The 26,091-nt window shown below is 67.4% G+C and carries 26 protein-coding genes and 1 tRNA gene; 10 read left to right on the forward strand and 17 right to left on the reverse strand.

The window, feature by feature from the left end:
- The first annotated feature begins 68 nt into the window (after window positions 1-68).
- The 3 genes from CXY91_RS12285 (at window position 69) to CXY91_RS12295 (ending at window position 2,367) form a co-directional block, all read left to right on the forward strand.
- Window positions 69-377, forward strand: a complete 309-nt coding sequence (locus tag CXY91_RS12285) for a hypothetical protein (protein ID WP_143079733.1) — start codon at window positions 69-71, stop codon at window positions 375-377.
- Between the two features lie 85 nt (window positions 378-462).
- Window positions 463-1,896: an MFS transporter gene (locus CXY91_RS12290; protein ID WP_248307453.1), complete on the forward strand. Its 1,434-nt coding sequence runs from the start codon at window positions 463-465 to the stop codon at window positions 1,894-1,896.
- Between the two features lie 186 nt (window positions 1,897-2,082).
- A complete protein-coding gene (locus CXY91_RS12295; protein ID WP_199777416.1) occupies window positions 2,083-2,367 on the forward strand; it encodes a hypothetical protein in 285 nt (94 codons plus the stop codon).
- A 55-nt stretch (window positions 2,368-2,422) separates the two neighbouring features.
- On the opposite strand, the gene flbD is transcribed toward CXY91_RS12295, so the two are convergent.
- From flbD to CXY91_RS12335, 8 genes are all read right to left on the reverse strand, one after another.
- On the reverse strand, window positions 2,423-3,787 hold the full coding sequence (flbD, locus tag CXY91_RS12300; protein ID WP_100961635.1) for a sigma-54-dependent transcriptional regulator FlbD: 1,365 nt from the start codon (window positions 3,785-3,787) through the stop codon (window positions 2,423-2,425).
- A 44-nt stretch (window positions 3,788-3,831) separates the two neighbouring features.
- Entirely contained in the window at window positions 3,832-4,188 is a 357-nt protein-coding gene (gene fliN, locus CXY91_RS12305) for a flagellar motor switch protein FliN (RefSeq protein WP_100961637.1), read from the reverse strand.
- Between the two features lie 6 nt (window positions 4,189-4,194).
- Window positions 4,195-4,779, reverse strand: coding sequence for a FliH/SctL family protein (locus CXY91_RS12310; protein ID WP_091837365.1), 585 nt, complete (start codon window positions 4,777-4,779; stop codon window positions 4,195-4,197).
- A 1-nt stretch (window position 4,780) separates the two neighbouring features.
- Window positions 4,781-5,809 carry a flagellar motor switch protein FliG gene (fliG, locus tag CXY91_RS12315; RefSeq protein ID WP_244543925.1) on the reverse strand — a complete coding sequence of 343 codons (1,029 nt, stop codon included), beginning with the start codon at window positions 5,807-5,809 and terminating at the stop codon, window positions 4,781-4,783.
- Between the two features lie 71 nt (window positions 5,810-5,880).
- Window positions 5,881-7,566, reverse strand: coding sequence for a flagellar basal-body MS-ring/collar protein FliF (gene fliF / locus CXY91_RS12320; RefSeq protein ID WP_100961641.1), 1,686 nt, complete (start codon window positions 7,564-7,566; stop codon window positions 5,881-5,883).
- Between the two features lie 199 nt (window positions 7,567-7,765).
- Window positions 7,766-8,041 (reverse strand): CtrA inhibitor SciP, encoded by a 276-nt coding sequence (sciP, locus tag CXY91_RS12325; RefSeq protein WP_038359348.1) that lies wholly within the window; start codon window positions 8,039-8,041, stop codon window positions 7,766-7,768.
- 111 nt (window positions 8,042-8,152) lie between these two features.
- On the reverse strand, window positions 8,153-8,830 hold the full coding sequence (locus tag CXY91_RS12330; protein ID WP_100961643.1) for a flagellar hook assembly protein FlgD: 678 nt from the start codon (window positions 8,828-8,830) through the stop codon (window positions 8,153-8,155).
- Window positions 8,831-8,844: 14 nt separating this feature from the next.
- On the reverse strand, window positions 8,845-10,506 hold the full coding sequence (locus tag CXY91_RS12335; RefSeq protein ID WP_100961645.1) for a flagellar hook-length control protein FliK: 1,662 nt from the start codon (window positions 10,504-10,506) through the stop codon (window positions 8,845-8,847).
- Window positions 10,507-10,756: 250 nt separating this feature from the next.
- Between CXY91_RS12335 and mnmA the strand changes: the two genes are divergently transcribed.
- The 4 genes from mnmA to CXY91_RS12355 all read left to right on the forward strand — a co-directional run bounded on the left by mnmA (window position 10,757) and on the right by CXY91_RS12355 (window position 13,804).
- Entirely contained in the window at window positions 10,757-11,941 is a 1,185-nt protein-coding gene (gene mnmA, locus CXY91_RS12340) for a tRNA 2-thiouridine(34) synthase MnmA (RefSeq protein WP_100961920.1), read from the forward strand.
- Entirely contained in the window at window positions 11,938-12,567 is a 630-nt protein-coding gene (locus CXY91_RS12345) for a class I SAM-dependent methyltransferase (protein WP_091837377.1), read from the forward strand. The genes mnmA and CXY91_RS12345 overlap by 4 nt, the downstream gene beginning before the upstream one ends.
- Window positions 12,568-12,657: 90 nt before the next feature.
- Window positions 12,658-12,734 (forward strand) — tRNA-Met (locus tag CXY91_RS12350).
- Between the two features lie 2 nt (window positions 12,735-12,736).
- Window positions 12,737-13,804, forward strand: a complete 1,068-nt coding sequence (locus CXY91_RS12355) for a lipid kinase (RefSeq protein ID WP_465246854.1) — start codon at window positions 12,737-12,739, stop codon at window positions 13,802-13,804.
- Between the two features lie 40 nt (window positions 13,805-13,844).
- On the opposite strand, the gene CXY91_RS12360 is transcribed toward CXY91_RS12355, so the two are convergent.
- Window positions 13,845-14,780, reverse strand: a complete 936-nt coding sequence (locus CXY91_RS12360; protein WP_100961649.1) for a hydrogen peroxide-inducible genes activator — start codon at window positions 14,778-14,780, stop codon at window positions 13,845-13,847.
- 99 nt (window positions 14,781-14,879) lie between these two features.
- On the opposite strand from CXY91_RS12360, the gene katG reads away from it, so the two are divergent.
- From katG to CXY91_RS12375, 3 genes are all read left to right on the forward strand, one after another.
- Window positions 14,880-17,144, forward strand: coding sequence for a catalase/peroxidase HPI (katG, locus tag CXY91_RS12365; RefSeq protein ID WP_100961651.1), 2,265 nt, complete (start codon window positions 14,880-14,882; stop codon window positions 17,142-17,144).
- A 293-nt stretch (window positions 17,145-17,437) separates the two neighbouring features.
- Entirely contained in the window at window positions 17,438-17,683 is a 246-nt protein-coding gene (locus tag CXY91_RS12370) for a hypothetical protein (protein WP_100961654.1), read from the forward strand.
- A gap of 127 nt (window positions 17,684-17,810) precedes the next feature.
- A complete protein-coding gene (locus CXY91_RS12375) occupies window positions 17,811-18,155 on the forward strand; it encodes a hypothetical protein (RefSeq protein WP_100961656.1) in 345 nt (114 codons plus the stop codon).
- Here the strand turns inward: CXY91_RS12375 and ccoS are convergent.
- The 8 genes from ccoS to ccoN are packed head-to-tail and all read right to left on the reverse strand — an operon-like array spanning window position 18,124 to window position 25,964.
- Window positions 18,124-18,318, reverse strand: a complete 195-nt coding sequence (gene ccoS, locus CXY91_RS12380; RefSeq protein WP_091837389.1) for a cbb3-type cytochrome oxidase assembly protein CcoS — start codon at window positions 18,316-18,318, stop codon at window positions 18,124-18,126. The two genes, CXY91_RS12375 and ccoS, sit on opposite strands and share 32 nt — an antisense overlap.
- Window positions 18,315-20,504, reverse strand: a complete 2,190-nt coding sequence (locus CXY91_RS12385; RefSeq protein ID WP_100961658.1) for a heavy metal translocating P-type ATPase — start codon at window positions 20,502-20,504, stop codon at window positions 18,315-18,317. The genes ccoS and CXY91_RS12385 overlap by 4 nt, the downstream gene beginning before the upstream one ends.
- A gap of 1 nt (window position 20,505) precedes the next feature.
- Complete coding sequence (locus CXY91_RS12390; protein WP_158673388.1) at window positions 20,506-21,024, reverse strand: FixH family protein; 519 nt, start codon at window positions 21,022-21,024, stop codon at window positions 20,506-20,508.
- Window positions 21,025-21,044: 20 nt separating this feature from the next.
- Window positions 21,045-22,499, reverse strand: a complete 1,455-nt coding sequence (ccoG, locus tag CXY91_RS12395) for a cytochrome c oxidase accessory protein CcoG (RefSeq protein WP_248307454.1) — start codon at window positions 22,497-22,499, stop codon at window positions 21,045-21,047.
- Between the two features lies 1 nt (window position 22,500).
- Entirely contained in the window at window positions 22,501-23,385 is an 885-nt protein-coding gene (gene ccoP / locus CXY91_RS12400; protein WP_100961664.1) for a cytochrome-c oxidase, cbb3-type subunit III, read from the reverse strand.
- 3 nt (window positions 23,386-23,388) lie between these two features.
- Window positions 23,389-23,544, reverse strand: a complete 156-nt coding sequence (locus CXY91_RS12405; RefSeq protein WP_091837401.1) for a cbb3-type cytochrome c oxidase subunit 3 — start codon at window positions 23,542-23,544, stop codon at window positions 23,389-23,391.
- 8 nt (window positions 23,545-23,552) lie between these two features.
- Window positions 23,553-24,317, reverse strand: a complete 765-nt coding sequence (ccoO, locus tag CXY91_RS12410; RefSeq protein WP_100961666.1) for a cytochrome-c oxidase, cbb3-type subunit II — start codon at window positions 24,315-24,317, stop codon at window positions 23,553-23,555.
- A 9-nt stretch (window positions 24,318-24,326) separates the two neighbouring features.
- The gene (ccoN, locus tag CXY91_RS12415) at window positions 24,327-25,964 is read right to left on the reverse strand and encodes a cytochrome-c oxidase, cbb3-type subunit I (protein WP_100961668.1); all 1,638 of its coding nucleotides are present in this window, start codon (window positions 25,962-25,964) and stop codon (window positions 24,327-24,329) included.
- Window positions 25,965-26,091: the final 127 nt, after the last annotated feature.

Below are 26,091 nucleotides of genomic sequence, written 5' to 3' on the forward strand. Positions count from 1 at the left end.
TCAGCCGTCCAACTTCGAGGCGGGCCGACGACACAAGGCCACCTGGCCAAAGCCTTCTGGAGGAAATTTTGGATAGACGTTCATTCATGCTGAGCCTGTTCGGTGGTCTCGCCGTCGCCAGCGTCGGCGGCATGGGCATCGCGCAGGCCGCGACCGCTGTGCCCGCCGCTGCCCCGCTGCCGAATCCGGAAGATCTCGCTCCCGAGCTGAAGGCCGGTCTCGACAAGACCGATGCCGACTTCAGCCAGGTGGTAGTCCGTGATCGCGTCGTCGTTCGCCGGCCACGGCCCTATCGTCGTCCGGTCGTCGTGCGTCGCCGCGTCGTTGTGCGCCGTCCGCGCCGCGTCGTCGTTCGCCGCCGCGTAATCTACCGCTGAGAGCAAATCCGATCGGCAGGCGGCCTTCGGGCCGTCTGTCACATTTGAAGCGGCGCCGAGACCGTCTGTCGGAGGAATAAGCCGTTTGAGCGAAGGACGCGAAAGCCTACGCGACGAGATCGTCACGGACATCCCGGCCAGGCTCGATCGCCTGCCCTGGTCGCGCTTTCACACGCTCGTCGTCGTCGCGCTCGGCGTCACCTGGATCCTCGACGGTCTCGAGGTCACGCTGGCCGGATCCGTGTCCGGTGCGCTGAAGGAAAGTCCGGCGCTCAAGTTCACCAACACCGATATCGGTCTCGCCGGCGCTGCCTACATTGCCGGGGCGGTCATCGGCGCGATCCTCTTCGGCTGGCTCACCGACCGTCTCGGCCGCAAGAAGCTCTTTACCATCACCGTACTGGTGTATCTCTCGGCGACAGCCGCGACCGCCTTCTCCTGGAACCTGTGGAGCTTCCTGCTCTTTCGTTTCCTCACCGGCATGGGCATCGGCGGCGAATACACCGCGATCAACTCGGCCATTCAGGAACTTGTGCCGGCGCGCGTGCGCGGCTGGACCGATCTCGTCATCAACGGCTCCTTCTGGGTCGGCGCCGCGATCGGCGGCGTCGCCGCCATCGTCCTGCTCGACCCCGCGCTGGTGCCGCCCGACACCGGCTGGCGGCTCGCCTTCTTCATCGGCGCCGCGCTTGGGCTCGTCGTCATGATCCTGCGGCGATGGATCCCCGAAAGTCCGCGCTGGCTGATGAGCCATGGCCGCATTGCCGAGGCGGAGGCGATCGTCGCCCATATCGAGTCCTTCTCGCCGCCGCAGCCTGCCGCGACGCTGCCGACACTCACTCTGCGCCCTCGCCCGGGCACGCCGATGAGCGAGGTCGCCGATACCCTCTTCGTCACGCACCGGCCGCGCACCCTGGTGGCGCTGGCGCTGATGACCTCGCAAGCCTTTTTCTACAACGCGATCTTCTTCACCTACGCGCTGATCCTGACCGACTTCTACGGCGTTCCATCGCAGGCGATCGGCTGGTTCATCCTGCCCTTCGCAGCCGGCAACTTCCTCGGCCCGCTCCTGCTGGGCCGGCTCTTCGACACGCTCGGCCGGCGTCCGATGATCGCCGCCACCTATATCCTGTCTGGCCTGCTCCTCGCCGGCACCGGCTTTCTCTTCGCACGCGAGATCGTCAGCGCCAGCCAGCTCACCATCTGCTGGAGCATCGTCTTCTTCTTCGCCTCGGCCGCGGCGAGCTCCGCCTATCTCACGGTCAGCGAGACCTATCCGCTCGAGATCAGGGCGCTGGCGATCGCCGTGTTCTATTCGCTCGGCACCGGCCTCGGCGGCATCGCCGGCCCCTGGCTGTTCGGCGCCCTGATCGACACCGGCTCGCGCATGAGCGTGTTCGGCGGCTATCTGTTTGGCGCAGCGCTGATGATCGCGGCCGGGCTGATCGCCTGGCGCTTTGCGATCAAGGCCGAGCGCCGCTCGCTCGAAGACATCAGCAAGCCGCTGGGAGCGGTCTGAGAATGAGGCGGACATCGGCGGCGCGATTGCGCCTCAGACCGTCACAACAAGCTAACGGCCGGTCTCCCGCGCCGTCGGCCCTTTGTGAACCATCGTCGCAACACCAGCGTGACGCTCGGTCAGAAAGGGGAATAGAGTGGCCTCGTGGGAACGCGGCGCCCGGATCGAACCAACTGGAGGCATGACATGGATCGACGTTCATTTGTGATGGCGCTCTTCGGCGGTCTCGCCGTAGCCAGCGTCGGCGGCATCGCCGCTTCGGAAGCCGCACAGCCCAAGATCGCCCCGCTCCCGACCAGGAAGCCTGAGGAGCTGTCTGAAGAGCTGAAGGAAGGCCTCGACAAGACCGACGCCGACTTCAGCCAGTACTATTATTATCGCCGTCCGCGCTATGTCCGGCGCTACTACTACCGCCCGCGCTACTATTACCGTCCGCGGCGCTACTATTATCGTCGCCGCTACTATTATTGAGTGACCTTGGGTGGGCCGGAGTTCTCGCTCCGGCCCATCTGCATTTCAGGGCTTGTCAGAGCGACGTCGTCCGCGCCTGGCCCGGTTCGGCGACGGGAACGCCCGCAGAGACATACTCGCTCAGCTTGTTGCGCAGCGTCCGGATCGAGATGCCGAGGATCTTGGCGGCGTGGGTCCGGTTGCCGAGGCAATGGTCGAGCGTGTCGAGGATCAGGTCGCGCTCGACATCGGCGACGGTGCGCCCGACCAGGCCGCGCGTCACCGCCTCGGCCGTCTGCGCCGCCCGAGAGGCCACGTCGCGTCCGCTGGCCGGGCCGAGCGTCTCGCCTTCCGGCGTCAGCATCGCCTCGGTGCCGATCTCGACGCCCTGCGCCAGCAGCACGGCACGATGCACGGTGTTCTCCAGTTCGCGGACATTGCCGCGCCAGCTGTTGCCGAGCAGGAGCTTGCGCGCCTCGGCTGCGATAGGCCGCAGCGGCATGCCGTTCAGCTCGGCGTATTTCTTGGCAAAATGGTCGGCCAGCGCGAGGATGTCGCCCGGCCGCTCGCGCAGCGCCGGCAGGCGCAGATGCACGACGTTGAGCCGGTAGAACAGGTCCTCGCGGAAGGAGCCCTCGCGCACCGCGTCGCCGAGATTGCGGTTCGAGGTCGCGATGATGCGCAGGTCCACCTTGACCGGCTGCGTGCCACCGACTCGATCGATCATCCGCTCCTGCAGCGCGCGCAGCAGCTTGGCCTGCAGGCGCACATCCATCTCCGAGATTTCGTCGAGCAGGAGCGTGCCGCCATTGGCCTCCTCGAACTTGCCGATCCGCCGGGCGATCGCGCCGGTGAAGGCGCCCTTCTCATGGCCGAACAGTTCGGATTCGAGCAGATTGTCGGGGATGGCGGCGCAGTTCACCGCGACGAAGGGCTTGTCCTTGCGCAGCGACTTCTGGTGCAGATGCTGCGCGATCATCTCCTTGCCGGTGCCGCTCTCGCCGGTGACCAGAACTGGCGCATCCGAGCGCGCGATCTGGTTGGCGAGCTGGACGACCCGCTCCATCGCCGGATCGCGCCAGATCAGGCTGGCCTTGTCGCCGGCGACGGCGGCGAGCACGGCGGCGATCAATTCGGGATCGGGCGGCAGCGGCACGTATTCGCGCGCCCCGGCCTGGATCGCGGCGACGGCGGCGCGGGCATCTGTCGAGGTGCCGCAGGCGACGAGCGGGGTGCGGATGCGCTCGGCCTCGAGCGCCGCGACGAGTTTGGCGATCGGCTGCTCGACATCGACCATCAAGAGGTCGCCGCCCTTGGTGCGCAGCACCGCCAGCGCCTGCTCGACGCTCTCGGCATGGGTGACGGCGGCGCCCTGCGACACCGCGATCTTGGCGGCGGTGATGAGCTGGCCCTTGAGGCTGCCGACGATGATGAGGCGCATGGCTCAGGCCTTCCTTGAAGAATGCAGTCGTTCCGGCCGGTGCGTCACCGGTCGGTCTTGATGATTTCCGTCATGGTCACGCCGAGACGCTCCTCGACCACCACGACCTCGCCGCGCGCCACCAGGCGCTCATTGACGAAGATGTCGATCGCTTCGCCGACGCGCCGGTCGAGCTCCAGCACCGTGCCGGGCGTGACGCGCAGGAGGTCGCCGACTGCGATCCGCGAGGAGCCGAGCACGGCCGAGACGGTGACCGGCACGTCGAAGACCTGCTCGAGATCCTCCGCCGTCTTGACCGGCACAGGCCCGGAGCGCGCGACCGAGTCACCCCCGGCATCGTGATCGAAGGAGAGGTCGGCCGGATTGAGCGGCGGCAGGTTGAGGTCGTTTTCGTTTGCCATTGTCCCTTACCCCGCTGCCGGGCCGAAGACGGCCCTGACGGCCTTGTCGACCGCCTCGTTGAGCGTTGCGCTTTCGATCGCGATGCCGCCATCGGCCCATTCCAGCCGGCCATCGCCGAGGGCGATGTCGGGTTCGCCCAGCACGACGATCCGGCCGGCGAATCCGGTCTCGCGCGCCAGCGCCGACAGCTTGGCCTCGACGGTCTCGACCAGGCTCTCATGCACTCGGATCGCCAAATGCGGCGCGTGCCGGGCATGGGCGAGGCATTCGCGCGCCGCATCGAGCAATTGCGCCAGCGGCTTGTCGGCAAGAGCCGCACCGGCAAGGCTGCGCGCGGTCTTGATCGCAAGCTGCGCAGCCTGCGCCTCGATCTGCGCCAGCTGCTCATCCTGGTGTGCCAGCAGTCGCTCGCTCTGGCGCACCAGTTGCGAGAGCAGCGCGCCCAATTGCTGGTCGGCCTCGCGCCGCGCATGGTCGAGCCCGCTGTGGAAGCCGTCCGCCCGGGCGGCCTCGAGCGCGGCTTCGTCGACCGCCTTGCTGCCATTGCCGCGAAAGTCGGTGGCGAACATGAATTTCTTGGCTGCTGCCATGTCAGTAGACCAGCTCGTCTTCAGCGTTGCCCTTGGAGATGATGATCTCGCCCTTTTCGGCGAGGTCCTTGGCCAGGGTCACCATCTTCATCTGCGCTTCGTCGACCTCCTTGAGACGCAAGGGCCCGAGGCCCTGCATGTCGTCCTGCAGCACCTTGGCGGCGCGCTGCGACATCGCCCCGAGGAAGAAGGCCCGCATCTCCTCGTTCGCACCCTTGAGGGCGCGGGCCAGCGTGTCCTTGTCGACCTGGCGCATCATGGTCTGCAGGCCGGCGGAATCGAGCTTGCCGAGGTCTTCGAAGGTGAACATCAGCGCGCGGATGCGCTCGGCCGATTCCTGGTTGGTGGCATCGAGCGCGGCGAGGAAGCGCATTTCGGTCTGGCGATCGAAGCCGTTGAAGATCTCGGCCATCATCTCGTGCGGATCGCGCCGGCGCGTCTGCGTCAGCGTCGAGACGAATTCGGTGCGCAGCGTGTTCTCGATATGGTCGAGCGCCTCCTTCTGCACCGCTTCCATGCGCAGCATCCGGCCGACCACCTCGATCGACAATTCGTTCGGCAGATTGCGCAGCACATTGGCCGAATGATCGGGCCGGATACGCGAGAGGATCACGGCGATCGTCTGCGGATATTCGTTCTTGAGGAAGTTCGCGAGCACGACGGCGTCGATATTGCCGAGCTTCTGCCACATGTTGCGGCCGGCAGGACCACGGATCTCCTCCATGATCAGAGCGACCTGGTCGGTCGGCAGGATCTTCTCCAGCAGCGAGATCGTGCGATCGAACGAGCCGGTGATCGCCCCCGCGCTGGACAGACGGCCGACGAAGTCGAGCATCAGCTTCTCGACCTGGTCGGCATCGACCGTCCCGAGCTCGGCCATGGCGCGGGTGATGATCCGGATCTCTTCGTCGTCGAATTCCTGCCAGATCACCCGGCCATGGTCTTCACCGAGGATGAGCAGAATGACTGCGGCGCGCTGTGGCCCGGTCATGCTGTCGAGCATCATCGGGCCGTCGGAATAGTTCGTCATCTCGCTGTCGGCGTCGCTGCTTCCGCTGCGGGTTGCGATGGCGCGTGTCGCGGCCATGGTTCAGGCTCCCGTCACGCTGGTGCTTTCTCGTGGATCCAGCTGCGCAGCACCGCGACGGAATCCGCCGGATTCTGCGCGACCATGGCGCCGATCTTCTCGACCGACTGGGCCTTGAGCTGGCCCTTGATCTGCGCGATCGCGAGCATGCGCTCTGACGGCGCCTCGACGTCGATGCCACCCTCTCCGCCGGCACCCGTCGCCGCGCCGCCTGAGACGGACGGGAACGCCGACGGATCGCCCGTGCCCTGGTCGACGACGACCATGCCGTTGCGCATGAAGCTCGGAATCGCTCGGAGCTCGCGATCGGGCGCCAGCACCTGCTTGAGCAGCGGGCGCACCACCACCATCAGCACCATCAGGATCAGCAGCGCGATCACGCCCATTTCGGCGAAGCGGACGACGTCCTCCCGGGTGAACGACGCGAGCTGCTGCATCAGCGTCTGCTCGACGAGGTCCGTCGGCGCCTGCGGCGCCTCGGCGAAGCGCAGGTTGACGACCTCGACCTGGTCGCCGCGCTGGCGGTCGAAGCCGACCGCGGTGCGCACGAGCTGCGAGATGCGCTCCAGCTCCTCGGGCGGCCGCGGCTGGTAGGCGACATCATTGCCCTGCCTGCTGTAGAGCCCGTCGACCAGCACGGCGACGGAGAGCTTGCGGATGCGCCCGCCCTCCTGCACTTCGGTCCGGGTCGTGCGCGAGATCTCGTAGTTGACGACTTCCTCGTTCTTCGAGCTGGTGTCGCGCTGCGCGCCCTGCTGCTGGCCCTGGTTCTGCTGCGCGCCCGGCAATTCGTTGCCGACGGTGACGCCCTCGCGCTGCTCGTTCGAGGCGGAGGCCTCGTTGCGGTTCTGGCTGGAGCGGATGACCTTGCTTTCGGGATCGAAGGTCTCGGAGCGGCTCTCGATCCGGTTCGAATCGAGCATAGCCGAGACCTGCACGCGGGCGCGGCCCGGGCCGACGATGCTGGCGACGATGTCGTCGACCTGCGACTTGATCCGCCGCTCGATCGCATTCTGGCGCTCGTCCAGCGCCACGCCGACCATGCCCTGCTCGCCCTGGGCGCCGTCGGCGAGGAGCCGGCCGCGCTCGTCGACGATCGAGACCCGCTCCGGCTTCAGGCCATCGACGGCCGAGGAGACGAGATGGCGGATCGCCCTGACCTGGGCATTGTCGAGGTCGCCGGCGAGCTTGAGCGCGATCGAGGCGCGCGGCGGCTCGCGGTCGCGCTCGAACAGGCGCCGCTCGGGAATGACGAGATGGACGCGCGCCGCCTGGACGCGGCTGATCGAGCGGATGGTGCGCGAGAGCTCGCCCTCGAGCGCCCGCAGATGGTTGATGTTCTGGACGAAGCTGGTCGAGGAGAAGGCGTCGCCCTTGTCGAAGATCTCGTAGCCGACGCCGCCGCCGGACGGGATGCCTTTGCCGGCGAGCTCGAGCCTGAGCTTCGGCACGTCGGCGCGCGGTGCAAGAATGGTCTGCCCATCGCCGCGCAATTCGTATTTGACCCCGCGCGTATCGAGGTCCTTGGTGATGGCGCTGACGTCCTGGCTCGACAGGTCGGCGAAGAGCACGCCCATCGCCGGCTGCGACATGCGCACCATGACGAAGGCGAAGAAGCCGATTAGCGCCAGAGTCACCGCCAGCATAGCCGCCAGCCGCGCCGCGCCGAATCTCCGGAACTGTTCGACTAGCCCGTTCACGCCGTTCTTCCGTCGCCCGGTGCCTGCGAGACCAACGCACAGACACACCACTAGGCAAGTTTTTCCCGGTGCATGGTTAGCGCCCGGTTAACGGCGGTTAGGAAACGGCACAGTTCGGCTGAAATGCCACATGGCCGAAACGCGAAAACGCCGGCCTCTCGGCCGGCGCCTCTCGAATGTCTGCGGTCGCCAGAAGAAATTACTGGCGGTAGTGCTGGATGCGGGTGGTGCGCAGACCAGCGAGGCCATGCTGGTCGATCGACATCTGCCAGCTCAGGAATTCGTCGACCGTCAGCGTGTAGCGCTGGCAGGCTTCCTCCAGGCTGAGCAGGCCGCCGCGCACGGCAGCGACGACTTCGGCCTTGCGCCGGATCACCCAGCGGCGCGTGTTCATCGGCGGCAGATCGGCGATCGTCAGCGGGCTGCCATCGGGCCCGATCACATATTTGACGCGCGGTCGCAGCGGCTCGGTCATTGTACTCTCACACAACTCAACAGACCTACTGCCAGAGAGCTTAGCCCCGACGGGCTTAAATTTTGCCTAAAGCAATCACGCAGGCTTTCGGCATGGCTCATGACGGGTTTGTCAGGACGTGCTCTTCACCGATTTGACCCTGTCGAGCGGGACCTTGATCGCGCCGATCAGCAGCGTCGGCACGGTGGTCGAAAAGTCGATGCCGTCGACCTTGCCGGTGATCTCGGTCTTGACCGTGATCGCCGCGCCCGAGACGTCGGTGCCGTCGACAGTGATGGTATATTCGCCGTCGGGCGCAGTGGAGCCCGTCGAGGTCTTGCCGTCCCAGCTATAGGTCTGGTCGCCCGCCGTCAGCGTCTTCGTGCCGGTATAGACCACCTTGCCGCTCGAATCCTTGATGGTGATCGTGCCGGTGCCGCCCTTGGAGGCATTGAGCGTCCACTCGGCCTTGCCTTCTTTGAGCGGCGTCGCGGCGCCATCGGCCGTGACGGTCTGGCCGACGAACCCGATCGCGCTCGCGCCCGTCGTCGCCTTGCTGACGCCGAGCAGCGCGGTCAGCGTCTCGTTCTGCTTGAGCTGCTGCTCGACGCCGGCGAACTGCACCAGTTGCTGGGTGAACTGGTTGGTGTCGAGCGGATCGAGCGGGTTCTGGTTCTTGAGCTGTGTCGTCAGCAGCGTCAGAAACTGGTCGAAGTTATTGGCGATCGAGGTGCCGTTGCCGCTCGCGGTGTTGTTCTGTGCCGCCGCGATCTGCTGGGCGGTGAGCTTGCTGGTATTGGAGACGGCCATGACACGTCCCTCCTTCAGATGCTGAGGTCGACGCCGCCGAGGCGGCCGCCGGTTCGCGGCAGGGTTGCGACATCGGTGACGAGTGCGCTGTCTTCGCTGGCCTGAACCCAGGTGCGGCGGCCGCGCGGCGCCTCGTCACCCTGCTGCTGGCGCCCACCGGCCTGCTGGCCGCCCGGATCGCGCAGGCTGAGATCGATTCCGCCCTCGGAGGGCTTCAGTCCAGCCTGCTCGAAGGCGCGCTCCAGCGTGCGTGCGTCGCGCTGCAGCATGTGGAGTGTCTCGACCCGGTCGACGGTCAGCTTGGCGCTGACGTCGCCCTTGTCGGAGATTTCGAGGCTGACGTCGATGCGCCCGAGCTCGGCCGGATCGAGCCTGATGTCGAAGCGCCTGTTGCCGGCGAGTGCCTTCGCGCCGATCTCGATCGGCACGACATGCAGCGGCGTCGGCCGCCCGGCATCTGCGGAAACAGCCTTGTGGGCTGCTTCGGCCTGGGCACGGGCCGTCGCCTGGGCGGCGGCGTCGAGCTCCGTCAACGGCGCCTGCGGTGCGGTCAGGCTCTGCGGGCCCGCCGCGAGAATGGCCTGCGGGCTCAGGGGCGCGCTTGCCTGCTGCACGCCGCTGGTGGCTTCCGTCGACGCGGCCTGCGTCGTCTGGGCGGTGGCTGCGGGCGCAGTGGCGGCATCGGCGGCCTTGGTATCGCTCGTCGCCTTCGCATCGCTGCCAGCGGCGCTCGCGGCGACCTTGCCGGCGTCGCTATCGTCCTTGGCGGTGGCCTGCGCCTCGCCGGGCTTGGTCTCAGCCGTCTTCGCAGCGCTTTGGTCCGCGCCGCCGGACTTGGCTTCGCCCGATTTGCCGTCCGTCTTGGATTCGGTGCCGGCAGCCGGAAGCTGCGGCTGCAGCCCTGCCTTGATGTCGGCAGCGGCGGCCTCGCCGCCCGCGCTCGCCCGGCCGTCTGCCTTCGCCGGCAGCGCTGGCGGGACCGGCACGGCGATAGCCTCGCCGGTCGCCTGCGCCGTAGCCCCGGTCGCCGTCAGGGCCTTGCCGTCCTCGGTGGTCGTGCCTTCCGGCTTCGCCGGCTCGCCGCCGTGGAGCGCGGCGGCCGCGAGGGCGAGGAATTCCGCGGCGATCGGTGTCGGCGGCACGGGCTGCATCACCGCGCCAGCGGCGGCCTGCTCGTCCGGGCTGCCCTTGCCGATCACCGGCGCTCCATCGAGGGCAGCGGCCAACGCGGCCTTGCGCTCCTCGATCGTCTTGCCCCCGACAGGCTTGTCGTCGGCAGCCGTCTCGCTCGTCTTGGTCTGGCTCGCCGAGGTGTCCTTCGTCGCGTCCGCGCCGACCTCCGCCTTCGTCGTGTCGGATGTCTCGCTGGCGTCCGCGGCCTTCCTGTCCTTGCCGGTATCGTCGGCGCGGGTCGACGATCTGGCATCGGCCGCGCTCGTCTTGCGGGCGCCGTCGTCCGGCTTCGCCTGATCGCGCATGCCGGCGTCATCGCGGGCATTGCGGTCGTCGTCGAGACGCCCGCGGGGACGGTCGTCATCCAGGCGCGGGCGCGGCCGATCCGCCGGCTCGGGCGGCAAGGTGAAAGCCTGTTCCGAGGCGTCCCGTTCGGGGCCGCGGCGGCTCGGAAACGTGATCTCAGGCAGCGCAGAGGAACGCGAGACCGGCGCAGCTGACATGGGTACTCTCCGGAACGGAACCGTGACGATGTGGCCGCCGCTCTCCCAGCAAGAGGCGAGCCAACCAGAAAATCTCTATGATTCAATGTCTTGAGTGAATCGACTCGATCCCGGACCCGGCAGGAATGACGTCATCGGACGGCGCCACTCGGCAGGAATTGCCGGCCGGATGCTGGCCCGCATCTATCAAAACCGCTATAGAGCGCCCAAATCCTCGGACGCTTCGCGCCCGAACCCGCCTGGACCCCTGATGACCGTTTCGCTCAACTCGCTCGACATCGCCAAGCCGCCTGCGGCCACACGCGTCGTCGCGGCCATGTCGGGCGGCGTCGACTCCTCGGTGGTGGCAGCGCTGCTGAAGCGCCAGGGCTATGACGTCGTCGGCGTCACCCTGCAGCTCTACGACCATGGCGAAGCCGTGCACCGCGCCGGCGCCTGCTGCGCCGGCCAGGATATCCACGACGCCCGCCGCGTCGCCGAGGCGATCGGCATTCCGCATTACGTGCTCGACTATGAGAGCCGCTTCCGCGACGCGGTGATCGAGCGCTTCGCCGAGAGCTATCTCGCCGGCGAGACGCCGATCCCCTGCGTCGAGTGCAATCGCACCGTGAAGTTCCGCGACCTGCTCGGCCTCGCCCGCGAGCTCGGGGCCGATGCGCTCGCCACCGGCCATTATGTCGCCAGCCGCGATCTCGGCACAGGCCATCGCGGCCTCTTCCGTGCCGCCGACGAGAGCCGGGACCAGAGCTATTTCCTCTATGCCACGACGCAGGAGCAGCTCGACCTGTTGCGCTTCCCGCTCGGCGGCCTCGACAAGGTCCAGACCCGGGCGCTCGCCGCCGAGTTCGGCCTCGCCATCGCCGACAAGCCTGACAGCCAGGATATCTGCTTCGTGCCGAACGGCCGCTATGCCGAGGTGATCGAGCGCCTGAAGCCGGGCGCCGCCCGGCCCGGCGCCATCGTCCACCTCGACGGCCGCGTGCTCGGCGAGCACGAGGGCGTGCTGCGCTACACCGTCGGCCAGCGCAAGGGCCTCGGCATCAGCAGCGCCGAACCGCTCTATGTCGTCGCGCTCGACGCCGAGAACGCCCGCGTCATCGTCGGCCCGCGCGAGGCGCTCAGCGTCAGCCGCGTCGACCTGCGTGATCTCAACTGGATCGGCGACATCGCGCTCGCCGACCTGCCGCCCGAGGGCATCGAGGTCGCGGTCCGCGTCCGCTCGACCCGCGCGCCGCGCGAGGCCCGCCTGCTTGCCGACGACAAGGGCGTGCATGTCCTCCTGGCGCAGGGCGAGGAGGGCGTCTCGCCCGGCCAGGCCTGCGTGATCTACGACCATGCCGGCAGCGGAGCCCGCGTGCTCGGCGGCGGCGTCATCATGGCCAACCGGGCGCCCCGCCCGGCGCCGCAGCCCGAGCCCGCCTACGCCATCTCATGACGACGACGAACGGTCTCGACGCGCAAAGGCGCGTCTACGCGGTCTGGGCGAAATTCTACGACCGGATCTATCAGGGCCTGCTTGCCCGCGCCCAGCGCGAGGCGGTTGCGGCAGCCTGCGCCAGCGGCCGCGACATCCTCGAGATCGGCGTCGGCACGGGACTCACCCTGCCCTATTTCGAACCCGACAGGCAGGTTGTCGGCGCCGACCTCTCGCTGGACATGCTGCGCGTGGCGCGAGCCAAGGTGCTGAGCCAGAATCTCGCTCATGTCCGCGGCCTGATGGTGATGGACGCCTGCCGGCTCGGCTTCGCCGACAACTCCTTCGACGCGGTCACCGCGCAGTTCGTCATCACCCTCGTCCCCGATCCCGAGCAGGCCCTCGGCGAGATGGACCGGGTGCTGCGCCCGGGCGGCGAGATCGTCATCTCCAGCCGCCTCGTCGATGATGGCGGCTTCGCCGCCCCGTTCTGGAAGGCGGTCGCGCCATTGGCCAGGGCGATCGGCTGGAGCAGCGATTTCAAGGTCTCGCGCCTGACCGACTGGGCCGCGCGAACCGGCCGCTACGAGACCGTCCATGTCGGCCAGGGCTATTTCAAGGTGGTCCGGTTGAGGAAGCTGAGCTGAGCCACGTCATGAAGGCTTGACGCCGGCGCCCCCCGCCCCCTATATCCGCGCCGTCGCGATTGACCGCCGTTAACGGCGCGTCGCCATCGGGGCGGGGTAGCTCAGCTGGTTAGAGCAGCGGAATCATAATCCGCGTGTCGGGGGTTCGAGTCCCTCTCCCGCTACCATCTTGCCCCCCGAGGTTTTCTGGTCGGGACGTGGTCGCCGCCGATCAGGTTCGTTCGACGAGTGCACCAGCTCGACACTCTGCCCGGTTGACATCGAGGTTGCCGTCCCCAACTGCGTCGGGATGTCCCCGATATCAGACAATCTCACGCGCCGACCGAAAAGAGCCCTGCTGCTGCGCAATCCAAAGGCGCGCCGCGGCCAGGAGTCGATCGACCCCCTTCTCGATCGCCTGAAGGATGGCGGGCTCGACGTCACCGTCGAAACCTTCGAAGCCCTACCGGAAATCGCGCGCGACATCGTGCGCCTGCGCCACAGGGCAGATCTCGTCATCGTCTGCGGCGGCGACGGCTCGGTGTCGTCGGCTGCGCTCGCAGCGATGGAAAGCGGCCTGCCGCTCGGCATCATTCCGATGGGAACGGCAAATGACCTGGCGCGCACGCTCGACATCCCGATGGATCTCGTCGGCGCGGCAGACATCATCGCTCGCGGCGAGATACGCCAGGTCGACGTCGGTACGGTCAACGGCTACGCCTTCTTCAACGTCGCCAGCATCGGGTTGAGCAGCGAGCTGGCGCAAAGCCTCGACCCGGTGCTGAAGAAGCGGTTCGGGAGACTGGGCTACGCCGTGGCCGCCATGAAGGTCATGACAGGCGCGTCGCGGTTCAAGGCCAAGATCACGGAGAAGGGGCAGACGACCGACGTCGAGACCTACCAGATCGCCGTGGGCAACGGCCGACACTATGGCGGCGGCAACGTGGTCGAGGAGAATGCCGAGATCGATGACGGGCATCTCGATCTCTACAGCCTGGAGATGACGAATCTCTGGAAACTGGCGCTGATGCTGCGCTCGTTCCGGTCGGGAACTCACGGTGCATGGCGCGAGGTCCGCACGGCGAAATGCGTCGAGTTCGATATCGAGACGAGGAAACCGATGCCGGTGAACACCGATGGCGAAATCGTCACCGCCACGCCAGCGCGCTTCAAAGTTCATCCGAAGGCCGTTTCGATCTTTGCGCCAGGCGCGCATGAGCGTTCGGACATCGCTCGGCCGGCGCTGTATCACCGCTGACTCCACGGTAAAACAGGCATGCCCACGATCGAGGCCGGCGTCAGCCAGCCTCTGTGGCGCGTGTCCCATCGGCTTGCCGCAGCGCGCCGGCCGATTGCCGCACCACTTCGGCGATCTCCAGGAGTTGCTTCGCCAGCGGGCTTGTCTTGCGCCAGACCATGCCGATCGTCCTGGACGGCTCCGGCGCCCTGAAATGCGTGATCGCGACGCAGGCCGAGCGCGTTTCGACCGCCACCGCCATTTCCGGGATCAGCGTGACGCCGAGCCCGGCATCGACCATCTGCACCAGCGTCGAGAGGGAGCTGGCATCGAGCAGGTCGCGCGACTGCACGGTCCGCGGCTTGGTGCTGCAGAACGACAGCGCCTGGTCGCGGAAGCAATGCCCCTCCTCCAGCAGCAGCAGCCGCATCTCGCGCAGCGCCTCGCGGTCCGGGGCCGGCTTGCCCTCGTCCGAACGCGGCCGCACCAGGACGAAGCGCTCGGTGAACAGCGCGACCTCGGTCAGCGACGGCTCGGACACCGGCAGCGCGACGATCGCCATGTCGAGCCGCCCCTCGCTCAGCTCCTGCACCAGCTTCGGCGTCAAAGTCTCGCGCACATTGAGGTCGAGCTCGCCATGCAGGCGGGTGAGATCGCTGATCAGGCCGGGCAGCAGATAGGGCGCAACCGTCGGAATCACGCCGATGCGCAGGCGCGTGACTTGCCCGTCTCGCGAGGTATGCGCATAGCCTTCGAGCTCGTCGAGCGAGCGCAGCACGTCCCTGGCCCGCGCCGCGATCTCTTCGCCGAAGCGCGTCAGCCGGACCTGGCGCCTGTCGCGTTCGAACAGCCCGCCGCCCAGCTCCTCCTCCAACGCCTTGATCTGCTGCGACAACGCCGGCTGCGAGATCGCGCAGGCCTCGGCCGCGCGTCCGAAATGGCCGTGCCGCGCCAGCGCCTCGAAATAGCGCAGCTGCTTGAAGGTCAGATTTGTCATAATCCCAGCTTATCGTCGCGATCAGAAAATCGGAATTAAAATAATGAAATGGCCCTGCTAAGACCCACCCCGGAACCCAGCCGAGCTTCGGAGAGAGACATGAACGCGAAGACTGAGGACAGCACGGGAAAATGCCCCGTCGCCCATGGCGGGGGCGCCCGGCAGAACCGCGACTGGTGGCCGAACCGGCTGCCCGTCGAGCTGCTGAGCCAGCATTCGGCCAAGTCGGATCCGCTCGGCCAGGCCTTCGACTATCGCGAAGCTTTCGCCAAGCTCGACTACGCAGCGCTGAAGAACGACCTGCGCAAGCTGATGACCGACTCGCAGGATTGGTGGCCCGCCGACTTCGGCCACTACGGCCCGCTGTTCATCCGCATGGCCTGGCATAGCGCCGGCACCTATCGCCTCGCCGACGGGCGTGGCGGCGGTGGTCGCGGCCAGCAGCGCTTCGCGCCGCTCAACAGCTGGCCGGACAATGTCAGCCTCGACAAGGCGCGCCGCCTGCTCTGGCCGATCAAGCAGAAATACGGCCAGGCGATCTCCTGGGCCGACCTGATGATCCTGACCGGCAATGTCGCGCTGGAGACGATGGGCTTCCGCACCTTCGGCTTCGCCGCCGGCCGCGCCGACACCTGGGAGCCGGATCAGGATGTCTACTGGGGCCGCGAGACCACCTGGCTCGGCGGCGATCTGCGCTACGCCCATGGTTCGGAAGGCGTCGAGAAGCCTGCCGGCGAGGCCGTTCTCGTCGCCGATGACGACGCCGATGGCAAGGTGCATTCGCGCAATCTCGAAACGCCGCTCGCCGCGACGCAGATGGGCCTGATCTACGTCAACCCGGAGGGTCCGGACGGCAACCCCGACCCGCTGCTCGCCGCCAGGGACATCCGCGACACCTTCGCCCGCATGGCGATGGACGACGAGGAGACCGTCGCGCTGATCGCCGGCGGCCACACCTTCGGCAAGACCCACGGCGCCGGCCCCACCGACAATGTCGGCGTCGATCCCGAGGCCGACGGCCTCGAAGCGCAGGGCCTCGGCTGGCATAGCGGCTTCGGCTCTGGCAAGGGCGGCGACACCATCACCAGCGGCCTCGAGGTCACCTGGACCCAGACGCCGGCACAGTGGAGCAACTTCTTCTTCGAGAACCTCTTCGGCTTCGAATGGGAGCTGGAGAAGTCGCCGGCCGGCGCGCATCAATGGGTCGCCAAGAACGCCGAGGCGATCATTCCGGACGCGCATGACCGCTCGAAGAAGCGCAAGCCGACCATGCTGACGACCGACATCTCGCTGCGGGTCGACCCGGCCTATGAGAAGATCTCGCGCCGCTTCCTCGAGAATCCGCAGGCCTTCGCCGAGGCCTTCGCCCGCGCCTGGTTCAAGCTGACCCATCGCGATCTCGGCCCGCGCTCGCGCTATCTCGGCCCGGAAGTGCCGAAGGAAGAGCTGATCTGGCAGGACGTGGTGCCGGTGGCCGACCATCCGCTGGTCAACGCCGCCGACATCGCCGTGCTCAAGGACAAGATCAAGGCCTCCGGCCTTACCGTCTCCGAGCTGGTCGGCACCGCCTGGGCCTCGGCCGCGACCTTCCGTGGCGGCGACAAGCGCGGCGGCGCCAATGGTGCGCGCGTCCGCCTCGCCCCCCAGAAGGACTGGGAGGTCAACCGCCCGGCCCAGCTCGCCAGGGTGATCGATGTTCTCGACGGCATCCGCCGCCAGTTCAACAAGGAAGCTGGCGGCGACCAGAAGGTCTCGCTGGCGGACCTGATCGTGCTGGCCGGCAATGTCGGCGTCGAGCAGGCGGCCAAGGCCGCCGGCCATGACGTGAGCGTGCCGTTCACCCCGGGCCGCACCGACGCCAGGCAGGAGCAGACCGACGTCAACTCCTTCGCGGTGATGGAGCCGGCGCTGGACGGCTTCCGCAACTACCGGAAGCCGGGCGTCAGGGTGCCGGCCGAGGCGGCGCTGATCGACCGGGCCCAGCTGCTGACGCTGACCGCCCCCGAGCTAACCGTGCTGATCGGCGGCCTGCGCGCCATCGACATCAACGCCGACGGTTCCAAGCACGGCATCCTGACCGAGCGGCCGGGCGCGCTGACGAACGACTTCTTCGTCAACCTGCTCGACATGGGCACGCAGTGGCGGGCGACCTCCGAAGCCAAGGAGGTGTTCGAGGGCACCGATCGCAAGACCGGCGCCGTCAAATGGACCGGCACCCGCGCCGATCTCGTCTTCGGCTCGAACTCGATCCTGCGCGCCCTCGCCGAGGTCTATGCCAGCGCCGACGCCAAGGAGAAGTTCGTCAAGGACTTCGTCGCGGCCTGGGCCAAGGTGATGAACCTCGACCGTTTCGACGTCGCCTGACGCCGAGGAAACCGGCCGCCCGGCGTGATCGCCACGCCGGGCGCAAAAGGGTGGCCGCGCCCGCAAAGGGCGCGGCACATTCCTCAATGTAAGTGGAGAAGAGATTCAAGAACAGAATTCATAAGATTTCTCGAAACGGCAGATCGACCCAGACGCCTGTCAGTATCGATAACCTCGATCTTCATCACCGAATACTGGGCATTCGCCCGCTATAGCGAGCGAGCCATAGCTTCACAATTCGTTCATGTTTCCTGTGGTCAGCTCTACGAAGGGCGACACCAAGGAGAGAAACCATGAACCGACGTTCATTCATCGCCACGCTGTGTGGTGGACTCGCCGCGAGCGCCGCGGGTGTGAGCCTGGCGAGCGCGCCGGTCGCCGCCGCCTCGCTTGCACCGGAGAACGCGGCCCGGCTCGACGCGGCTCCCGCCGAGTTCAGCCAGTACTGGCGCCGTCCGCGCCGTCGCCGGACGGTCTGCTCGGTCCGACGCAACCGCTACGGCCGTCGCGTGCGCGTTTGCCGGACCGTCTATTACTGACGACATCGCCCCGGCCATAAGGGCCGGGGCGCTCCCCCGTCTGACCCAACCGCACCAGGGCAGGGTCTATGTCGCGGCGGCGGCATCCGCCCTATCATGACCATGGGTCATGATAGGAGCCGCGAGCATGAACCATATCGCAGGGATTGCCGCCTTCGCCGGATTTGCGATCATCGCACTGCCGGCGCAGGCGACCGAATGGATCGGGCGCTGGGGCGCGCCGGGCTGCAGCGCCGACGACACAGTGATCGGCCTCGACGCCAAGGAGCTTGACTTCTCGACATTCGAGGCGAGTTGCCGAACGCTGCGCGCCGAGCGCCGGCGGGACGTCTACGAAATCGCCGGGGAATGTCATGGCGAAGGCCGGCCGATGCGGGTCGTCTTCACCGTCCGTGTCGATGGCGACACGCTCTCCTTCATCCGCCAGCGCGGCTTCGATTTCAGCCCGAAGCGTTTCCGGCGCTGCCGCTGACACCACCTCGCGGCCCTGCCTGCGCATCGTCATCCTGCAGCACCCGCCAGGCCGCGCCGTCGAGATCGGCGTACTGGCCGCTGCGCATGCACCAGAAGAAGGCACCGAGGCCTAGAAGCCCGAGGCCGAGCGCCAGCGGGAACAGAATCACGATGATGTTCATGACTGCGCCTCCCCCGCTGCACGGGCGCGCAACGCATTGAGCGTCACCACCAGCGAGGAGCCGGACATCGCGACGGCGGCGACCAGCGGCGTCGCCAGCCCGGCGATGGCGATCGGCACCGCGACCGCATTGTAGAGTACGGCGAACCAGAGGTTCTGCAGCATCAACCCGCGCGCCTTGCGGGCGATTCCCAGCGCGGCCGCGACCGGCGCCAGGCTCTCGCCGAGGAAGACGATGTCGGCCGCCGCCTGCGCCAGATGAGTGGCGCTGACCGGCGAAAGCGAGACATGGGCGCCCGCCAGGGCCGGCGCATCGTTGAGCCCGTCGCCGACCATCAGCACCTTATGGCCATCGGCCGCCATTTGTTCGAGCAGCGCGAGCTTGTCGCCAGGCAGCAGGCCGGCATGCAGCTCGGTCACGCCGAGCTCGGCGGCGATCGGCGCCACCGCCTCGAAGCGGTCGCCGGAGAGGATCGCGACCTCTAGCCCGGCCTTGCGCAGGGCGGCGATGGTCTCGCGCGCCTGCGGGCGTAGCGCCTGCCCGAGCGCCAGCACGGTGCAGAAGGCGCCATGGCGATAGGCGATCAGCGAGGCGCCGGGATGCAGCGCCGCGACCATGGCCGCCTCGGACTGCGCGCCGCAGAAGGCGACGCTGCCGAGACGCCGCTCATTGCCAACCTGCCCCACGCGAAGACCTTGCCCCTTCTCCTCGTGCACGTCCTCCGCCGCACGCGAAACACCGAGCGCCCTTGCGAGTGCCTGCGCCAACGGATGCCCGCTCGCCGCCGCGAGCGCGCCGATCTCGGCTCGCCGCTCGGCCGGCAGGGCCTCGGGATTGAGGATCTCCGGCTCCGGCAGGGTCAACGTCCCGGTCTTGTCGAAGACGGCGATATCGGCCTCGGCCAGGCGCTCCAGCGCATCGCCCTGCTTCAGCATGATCTTGCGCTTGAACAGGGCGGAGGCCGCGACGACCTGCACAGCCGGGATGGCGAGGCCGAGCGCACAGGGACAGGTGATGATCAGCACGGTGACGCCGATCATCAGCGCTTCCGGCCAGGACATGCCGAAGGCCAGCCAGCCGAGGAAGGTCGAGGCCGCCAGCGTGTGCACCACCGGGGCATAGAGCCGCGCGGCGCGGTCGGAGAGGCGGACATAGCGCGAGCGGTTGCCGACCGCCTGGTCCATCAGCCGGTCGATCTCGTCGAGCAGAGTGCCCTCCCCGGCCGCATTGACCCGCACGGTCAGAGTGCCGGTGAGATTCAGCGTGCCGGCATGGACGCGCTCGCCCTGCCCGATGTCGACCGGGGTGGTCTCGCCGGTGACGAGGCTCTGGTCGAGATCGGACCGGCCGGTCTCGACGATGCCGTCGACTGAGACGCGCTCGCCCGGCCGCACCAGCACGAGATCGCCGGGCGCGATCGCGGCGATCGGCAGCACCGTGGTGCTGCCGTCGCCGGAGAGCCTCGTCGCGGTCTCGGCCTTGAGCGCAGCGAGATTGCCTGCAAGATCGCGGGTGCGCTGGCGCATCAATTGGTCGAGATGGCGCCCGATCAGCAGGAAGAAGAGCAGCATGACCACGCCGTCGAAATAGGCGTGGCGGCCATGGTTCCAGGTCTCGGCGACCGACATGACCAGCGCGAGGACGACGCCGATGGTGATCGGCACGTCCATGTTGACCGCGCCGGCCTTCAGCGCCCGAAGCGCGCTCTCGAAGAAAGGCCGGCCGGCATAGGCCGCCGTCGGTAGCGCGATCAGGGCGGAGAGCCAGTGGAAGAAGTCGCGCGTCGTCGGGTCGATATCGCCCGCATTGCCGGACCAGACCGCGACCGAGAGCAGCATGATGTTCATCGAGGCGAAGCCGGCGACGCCGAGCGCGCGTAGGAGATAGCGCTCCTCGCTCGCGGCTCCCGCCTCCTGGCGCTCCGGCGCGAAGGGATAGGCCTTGAAGCCGAGCGCGGCGAGCTTCTCGACCACCGCCTCCGGACGCAGCAGCGCCTCGCGCCATTCGACCGAGACGCGCTTCAGCGCCAGGTTGACGCGGGCGCCCAAAATGGCAGGCTCGCGGGCGAGCCCGCCCTCGATCGCCTGCATGCAGCCGGCGCAGCGTATGCCGTCAACCGCCAGCTCCATGCTGGCGATGCCGCCATTGCGATGACGGACGAAGACGGAGAGGTCCTGCGCCGCCATCTCAGCGCTCCAGAGTGACGCGGCTGCGCGAGACGAAGACGACCTCCTCGCCGCGCCTGACCTGTAGCTCGAGGATCCAGGAGCCGGCCTCGATCGTCTCGAAGCGGGCCTCGTAGCGCCCTGGCCGGCTCTCGCTCAGCGAAAGGTCATGGTCGCGAGCTGAGGTCGCCCGGTGACGCAGACGAGCGCTGGTGGCGAGGCCGGCGAGCGGCCCGCCGCTGCGATCGGCCAGGGTGACGGCGAGCGTCGCGCCGTCGGCCTGCCGGGCCAGCGTCGTGGAGGCGGACCAGCCGCGCGCATCGCGCTCGTGCTGGCGGGCGATCTCTTCGTTGAAGCGCTGGCTCGCCTCATAGGCGCTGCGGGTCTCGACGCCCGGCATGGTCCGCAGCGCCATCGTCAGGATGGTCGCATTGACCGAGACGACCACGCCGAAGAACAGGATCAGCATGGCGGCGACCATGCCTCCGGTCAGCTCGACGGGCCGGCGCGAAGCGATCGGCCTTGGGGTCTCATAGGGCATGATGATGACTCCGCAGCAGCTCATCGATGGGTCTCCGGCGCCATGAAATGGTCGTCGGCTCGCACCGTCTCGCCGGCAAAGAGATCAGAAGCGGTGATGGTGATCACCTGCGAGGCCGCGAGCGGCACGCCGGCCGGGACGGTGACGAGCACGCGCACCTCGCGCGAGGAATCGGGATCGACGGTGACGACCGGCCGCAGATCGGCACTGGGCGGGGCTCCGACCGCCTCGATCCTGATGCCGGGCAGGCCCGAGACCGTCAGGGCGAAGGGCCGATGCTCCGGACGCTTGTTGAGCAGGCGCACCGCATAGGCGTTGCGGATCGCCCCGTCGCTCAGGGTGACGAACAGCGGCGTGCGCTCATGCAGCACCGAGATGCCGGCGGTGCTGCGGGTCGCGAGCTGCCAGAGCATGGCACCCCCGACGATCGCGATCAGCGCCAGATAGATCAGGGTGCGCAGGCGCACCAGCCGGTAGATCGCAGGTTTCCCGGCCAGGCGGCGCTGGACATTGCCGTCGGTGTCATAGGCGATCAGCCGGGTCGGCCGGCCGATCTTGGTCATCACGGTGTCGCAGGCGTCGATGCACAGGCCGCACTGGATGCAGTCGACCTGGGCGCCGTCGCGAATGTCGATCCCGGTCGGGCAGACCGCGACGCATTGGAAGCAGTCGACGCAGTCGCCCGCCGGCGCGCCCTGCGCCTTGAGCCTCAAAGCCTGTTTCACCGAGACGCGCGGCTCGCCCCGGTCGTAGCGATAGGTGACGTTGAGCGCTTCGTCGTCGGTCAGCGCTGCCTGGATGCGCGGCCAGGGACACATGTACTTGCAGACCTGCTCGCGCATGATCCCGGCGAGCGTGTAGGTGGTGAAGGTCAGGATCGCGATCCAGACATAAGCCGAGAGCGGCGCGGTGAAGGTCGCAAGCTCGCGCACCAAAGTCGGCGCATCCGCGCAGTAGAGCACCCAGGCGCCGCCGGTCCACCAGGCGATGATCAGCCAGACCGCGTGCTTGGCGCCCTTGCGCCAGAGTGTGTCGAAGCCCCAGGGCTCGGCGTCGCGGCGCATGCGCTCGCGCCGGTCGCCCTCGAAAAAGCGCTCCACCGAAAGGAAGAGATCGGTCCAGACCGTCTGCGGGCAGAGATAGCCGCACCAGACCCGGCCGGCGACCGCGTTCATCAGGAACAGGACGAAGGCGGCCAGGATCAGCAGGCCGGTGAAATAGTAGACCTCCTGCGGCCAGATCTCGATGAAGAAGAAGTAGAAGCGGTTGTTGGCGATGTCGGCCAGGACCGCCTGGTTGGGGAGATACGGGCCGCGATCCCAGCGCAGGAAGGGCAGCAGGTAATAGATGCCCAGGCACAGGAAGAGGATCAGCCACTTCGCGCGCCGGAACGGGCCCGCCACGCTCTGCGGATAGACCTTCCGCGACGCCGCAAAGAGCGGAATGTCGTCCTGGTCGGCCTCGGCGGTGCTCACGCTACTGCCCTCCCCCCAGCGAGTGGACATAGACGGTCAGCGCCTTGATCGTGGTCTCGTCGAGACGTCCGGCCCAGGCCGGCATCACCCCGTTTCGGCTGTTGGCGATGGTCTCGGTCAGCGAGGCCATGTCCATGCCGTAGAGGCTGATCGCGTCGGTGAGGTTGGGCGCACCGAGCTCCTGATTGCCTTTGCCCGTAGCGCCATGGCAGGCGGCGCAATTGTCGGCGAAGACCTTGCGCCCGAGCTTGAGGTCCGCCTTCGGCTCGGTCGACAGGCCGGCAAGCTCGCGGACATGGCTGGCGACGGCAAGAATCTCCTCGCGCTTCAGCACGCCGTCGCGCCCGAAGGCGGGCATCTGGCTGACACGGGTGTCGTTGTCGCCGGCAACGCGAATGCCATGGCGGATCGTCTGCTGGATCGCCGGGAGCGAGCCGCCCCAGAGCCAATCGTCGTCGTTGAGGTTGGGATAGCCCTTGGCACCGGCGCCGCCGACGCCGTGGCACGCCGCGCAATTGTCGCCGAAGGCGGCCTTGCCCTGCGCCATCGCGATCTGGAACAGTGTCGGATCGGCCTTGATCTGCGCAGGCGTGGCGTCCGTCATGCCGGCGGCCTGCGCCGCGCGCTGCGCCTTGAGCCTGGCCATGTCCGCGCCGATGTCGATACGGCTGGCGTAGCCGATCACGCCTTTGGTCGTGTCGGTCAAAAGCGGCCAGGCCGGATAGACGATCCAGTAGCCGATCGACCAGACGATGGTGGCGTAGAAGATGCCGAGCCACCAGCGCGGCAGCGGCGTGTTGAGCTCGCGGATGCCGTCCCATTCATGGCCGGTCGTCGGCATGCCTGTGGCGGCATCGACATGCGGATCCTCGTGCTTCTGGTCCATCGGTCAGTCCTCGCGCAGCGGGTTGAGCGCGGCTTCTTCGAAACGGGCGCGGTTCTTCGGCCAGAAGGCGTAGACACAGACCCCGAGAAAGACGGCGACGAAGTAGAGGAGCCCGGCGGATTGGGCGAAGCCGGCGAGCCAGTGATAGGTGGTTTGCATGGGTTGGCTCAGCGGATGTTGGCTTTGTCGTCGTAGAGCTTGAAGTCGACCATCGTGCCGAGCGCCTGCAGATAGGCGATCAGGGCGTCGGCTTCGGTGATGCGCTGCGGATTGCCGTCGAAATCGCGCGACTGCGCCTTGGGATAGCGCTTCTCCAGATCGGCCTGGCCGGGATGGTCGGGCGTCGCCTGCGCCTTCAGGTCGTTCTGCGCCTGTGCGATCATCTCGTCGCTATAGGGCACGCCGCCGGCGCGATTGGCGCGCAATTCGTCGGCGATGTCCCCGACCTTCAGCTCGGTCTTCTCCAGGAAGGGATAGCCCGGCATGATCGACTGCGGCACGATCGCGCGCGGTTCGGAAAGATGCGCCCGCTGCCATTCGTCGGAATACTTGCCGCCGACGCGGGCGAGATCCGGCCCGGTCCGCTTCGAGCCCCATTGGAACGGCTTGTCGTATAGGCTCTCGGCCGCGAGCGAATAATGCCCGTAGCGCTCGACCTCGTCGCGCAGCGGCCGGATCATCTGGCTGTGGCAGTTGTAGCAGCCCTCGCGGACATAGATGCCGCGCCCGGCGAGTTCGAGCGGCGTATAGGGCCGCACGCCCTGCACCGTCTCGATCGTGTTGCGGAGGTAGAAGAGCGGCGCGATCTCGACGAGTCCGCCGATCGAGATCACCAGCAGGACGCCGATGACCAGGATGATCGAATTCGTCTCGAAGATCTTGTGCTTGGCCCAGAGCGAACGCCGCGGCGCCTTGTGGTCGATGCTCGTCATGACGACTCCTCAGGCGGTGGCGAGCTGGCGCGGCGGCAGCGCCAAGGCTTCCGGCATCTCGGAGGCTTCCTCAGAGCGCACGGTCATCCAGAGATTGAAGGCCATGATCAGTGCGCCGCTCAGGAAGAGCGCGCCGCCCAGCGCCCGGATCACGTAGAACGGGTGCATCGCCGCGACGGTCTCGATGAACGAGTATTCGAGGAAGCCGAGCGAGGTGTAGGCCCGCCACATCAGGCCCTGCAGGATCCCGGAGACCCACATCGCCGAGATGTAGAAGACGATGCCGAGGGTCGAGACCCAGAAGTGCCAGCTCACCAGCCTGAGCGAGTAGAGCCCCTTGCGGTTCCACAGCCAGGGCACGAGGCAGTAGATCGCGCCGAAGGAGATGTAGGCGACCCAGCCGAGCGCGCCGGAATGGACGTGGCCGATGGTCCAGTCGGTGTAGTGCGAGAGCCCGTTCACCGCCTTGATCGACATCAGCGGCCCCTCGAAGGTCGACATGCCGTAGAAGGCGAGCGAGACCACCATCATCCGCAGCACGGGATCGGTGCGCAGCCGGTCCCAGGCGCCAGACAGGGTCATGATGCCGTTGATCATGCCGCCCCAGGAGGGCATCCACAGCATGATCGAGAAGGTCATGCCGAGCGTCTGCGCCCAGTCGGGCAGCGCGGTGTAGTGGAGATGGTGCGGGCCGGCCCAGATGTAGATGAAGATCAGGGCCCAGAAGTGGATGATCGAGAGCCGGTAGCTATAGATCGGCCGCTCGGCCCGCTTGGGCACGAAATAATACATGATCGCGAGAAAGCCGGCGGTCAGGAAGAAGCCGACCGCGTTGTGGCCGTACCACCACTGGAACATCGCATCCTGCACGCCCGACCACAGCCCGTAGGATTTCGGCGACAGGATCGAGACCGGAACCGCGACATTGTTGCCGATATGCAGGACCGCGATGGTCACGATGAAGCCGAGATAGAACCAGTTCGCCACATAGATGTGTGGCTCGGTGCGCTTCTTCAGCGTGAACAGGAAGACCAGGAGATAGGCGACCCAGACCAGGGTCAGCCAGAGATCGGCATACCATTCCGGCTCAGCGTATTCCTTGCCCTGGGTGATCCCGAGCAGGTAGCCGGTGCCGGCGATGACGATGAAGAGGTTGTAGCCGAGCACGACGAACCAGGGCGAGAGATCGCCGGCGAGCCGGGCCCGGCAGGTGCGCTGGACGGCATAGAACGAGGTGCCGATCAGGACGTTGCCGCCGAAGGCGAAGATCACTGCCGAGGTGTGCAGCGGCCGCAAGCGACCGAAATTGGTCCAGGGCAGGTCGAAGTTCAGCACCGGGAAGGCAAGCTGCAGCGCGATGATCAGCCCGACGGCAAATCCGGCGATGCCCCAGACCATCGCCGCGACGGTCGCGAACTTGACCGGCCCCATATTGTAGTTGGGCTTGCCGTCGATCTCCTGGGGCGCGATCGCCGGCGAGCCGTCGAAGCAGCGATTGCCGATCAGGATCATGCTGGCCGCGGCCGCGGCCGCACCGAGCATGGCGTGGAAGGCGTAGCCGGAGTTCTCGGTCAGTGCAGCGATCAGGATCAGCGGCAGCACGCTGGCGCCCGCGATCAGCATCCCGATCATCTCGCCGACCGTCATTGCCCGGACAGGGCTCGTCGTCGCCGTCACCGCTGACTCCCGCTTCGTCGCGGGCGCTGGGATGCGCCCTCCGCGTGAGGCTTAGCGGCCGGCTGGGCGGGGGGCTTTGATCCAGGTCAAGGGCAGG

The sequence above is a fragment of the Allobosea sp. FBZP-16 genome (assembly GCF_002831785.1).
Lineage (GTDB): Bacteria > Pseudomonadota > Alphaproteobacteria > Rhizobiales > Beijerinckiaceae > Allobosea > Allobosea lupini.

Bases quoted from the DNA above. Each gene is read 5' to 3' on its own strand.
- ccoS (WP_091837389.1), bottom strand. From the start codon at position 18,318: ATGAACATCATCGTGATTCTGTTCCCGCTGGCGCTCGGCCTCGGGCTT.
- ccoP (WP_100961664.1), bottom strand. From the start codon at position 23,385: ATGGACCAGAAGCACGAGGATCCGCATGTCGATGCCGCCACAGGCATG.
- CXY91_RS12405 (WP_091837401.1), bottom strand. From the start codon at position 23,544: ATGCAAACCACCTATCACTGGCTCGCCGGCTTCGCCCAATCCGCCGGG.
- mnmA (WP_100961920.1), top strand. From the start codon at position 10,757: ATGACCGTTTCGCTCAACTCGCTCGACATCGCCAAGCCGCCTGCGGCC.
- CXY91_RS12360 (WP_100961649.1), bottom strand. From the start codon at position 14,780: ATGACAAATCTGACCTTCAAGCAGCTGCGCTATTTCGAGGCGCTGGCG.
- katG (WP_100961651.1), top strand. From the start codon at position 14,880: ATGAACGCGAAGACTGAGGACAGCACGGGAAAATGCCCCGTCGCCCAT.
- CXY91_RS12375 (WP_100961656.1), top strand. From the start codon at position 17,811: ATGAACCATATCGCAGGGATTGCCGCCTTCGCCGGATTTGCGATCATC.
- CXY91_RS12345 (WP_091837377.1), top strand. From the start codon at position 11,938: ATGACGACGACGAACGGTCTCGACGCGCAAAGGCGCGTCTACGCGGTC.
- CXY91_RS12330 (WP_100961643.1), bottom strand. From the start codon at position 8,830: ATGGCCGTCTCCAATACCAGCAAGCTCACCGCCCAGCAGATCGCGGCG.
- CXY91_RS12370 (WP_100961654.1), top strand. From the start codon at position 17,438: ATGAACCGACGTTCATTCATCGCCACGCTGTGTGGTGGACTCGCCGCG.
- CXY91_RS12390 (WP_158673388.1), bottom strand. From the start codon at position 21,024: ATGCCCTATGAGACCCCAAGGCCGATCGCTTCGCGCCGGCCCGTCGAG.
- sciP (WP_038359348.1), bottom strand. From the start codon at position 8,041: ATGACCGAGCCGCTGCGACCGCGCGTCAAATATGTGATCGGGCCCGAT.
- fliG (WP_244543925.1), bottom strand. From the start codon at position 5,809: ATGACGAACTATTCCGACGGCCCGATGATGCTCGACAGCATGACCGGG.
- ccoO (WP_100961666.1), bottom strand. From the start codon at position 24,317: ATGACGAGCATCGACCACAAGGCGCCGCGGCGTTCGCTCTGGGCCAAG.
- flbD (WP_100961635.1), bottom strand. From the start codon at position 3,787: ATGCGCCTCATCATCGTCGGCAGCCTCAAGGGCCAGCTCATCACCGCC.
- CXY91_RS12295 (WP_199777416.1), top strand. From the start codon at position 2,083: ATGGATCGACGTTCATTTGTGATGGCGCTCTTCGGCGGTCTCGCCGTA.
- ccoN (WP_100961668.1), bottom strand. From the start codon at position 25,964: ATGACGGTCGGCGAGATGATCGGGATGCTGATCGCGGGCGCCAGCGTG.
- CXY91_RS12310 (WP_091837365.1), bottom strand. From the start codon at position 4,779: ATGGCAGCAGCCAAGAAATTCATGTTCGCCACCGACTTTCGCGGCAAT.
- CXY91_RS12335 (WP_100961645.1), bottom strand. From the start codon at position 10,506: ATGTCAGCTGCGCCGGTCTCGCGTTCCTCTGCGCTGCCTGAGATCACG.
- fliN (WP_100961637.1), bottom strand. From the start codon at position 4,188: ATGGCAAACGAAAACGACCTCAACCTGCCGCCGCTCAATCCGGCCGAC.
- CXY91_RS12385 (WP_100961658.1), bottom strand. From the start codon at position 20,504: ATGGCGGCGCAGGACCTCTCCGTCTTCGTCCGTCATCGCAATGGCGGC.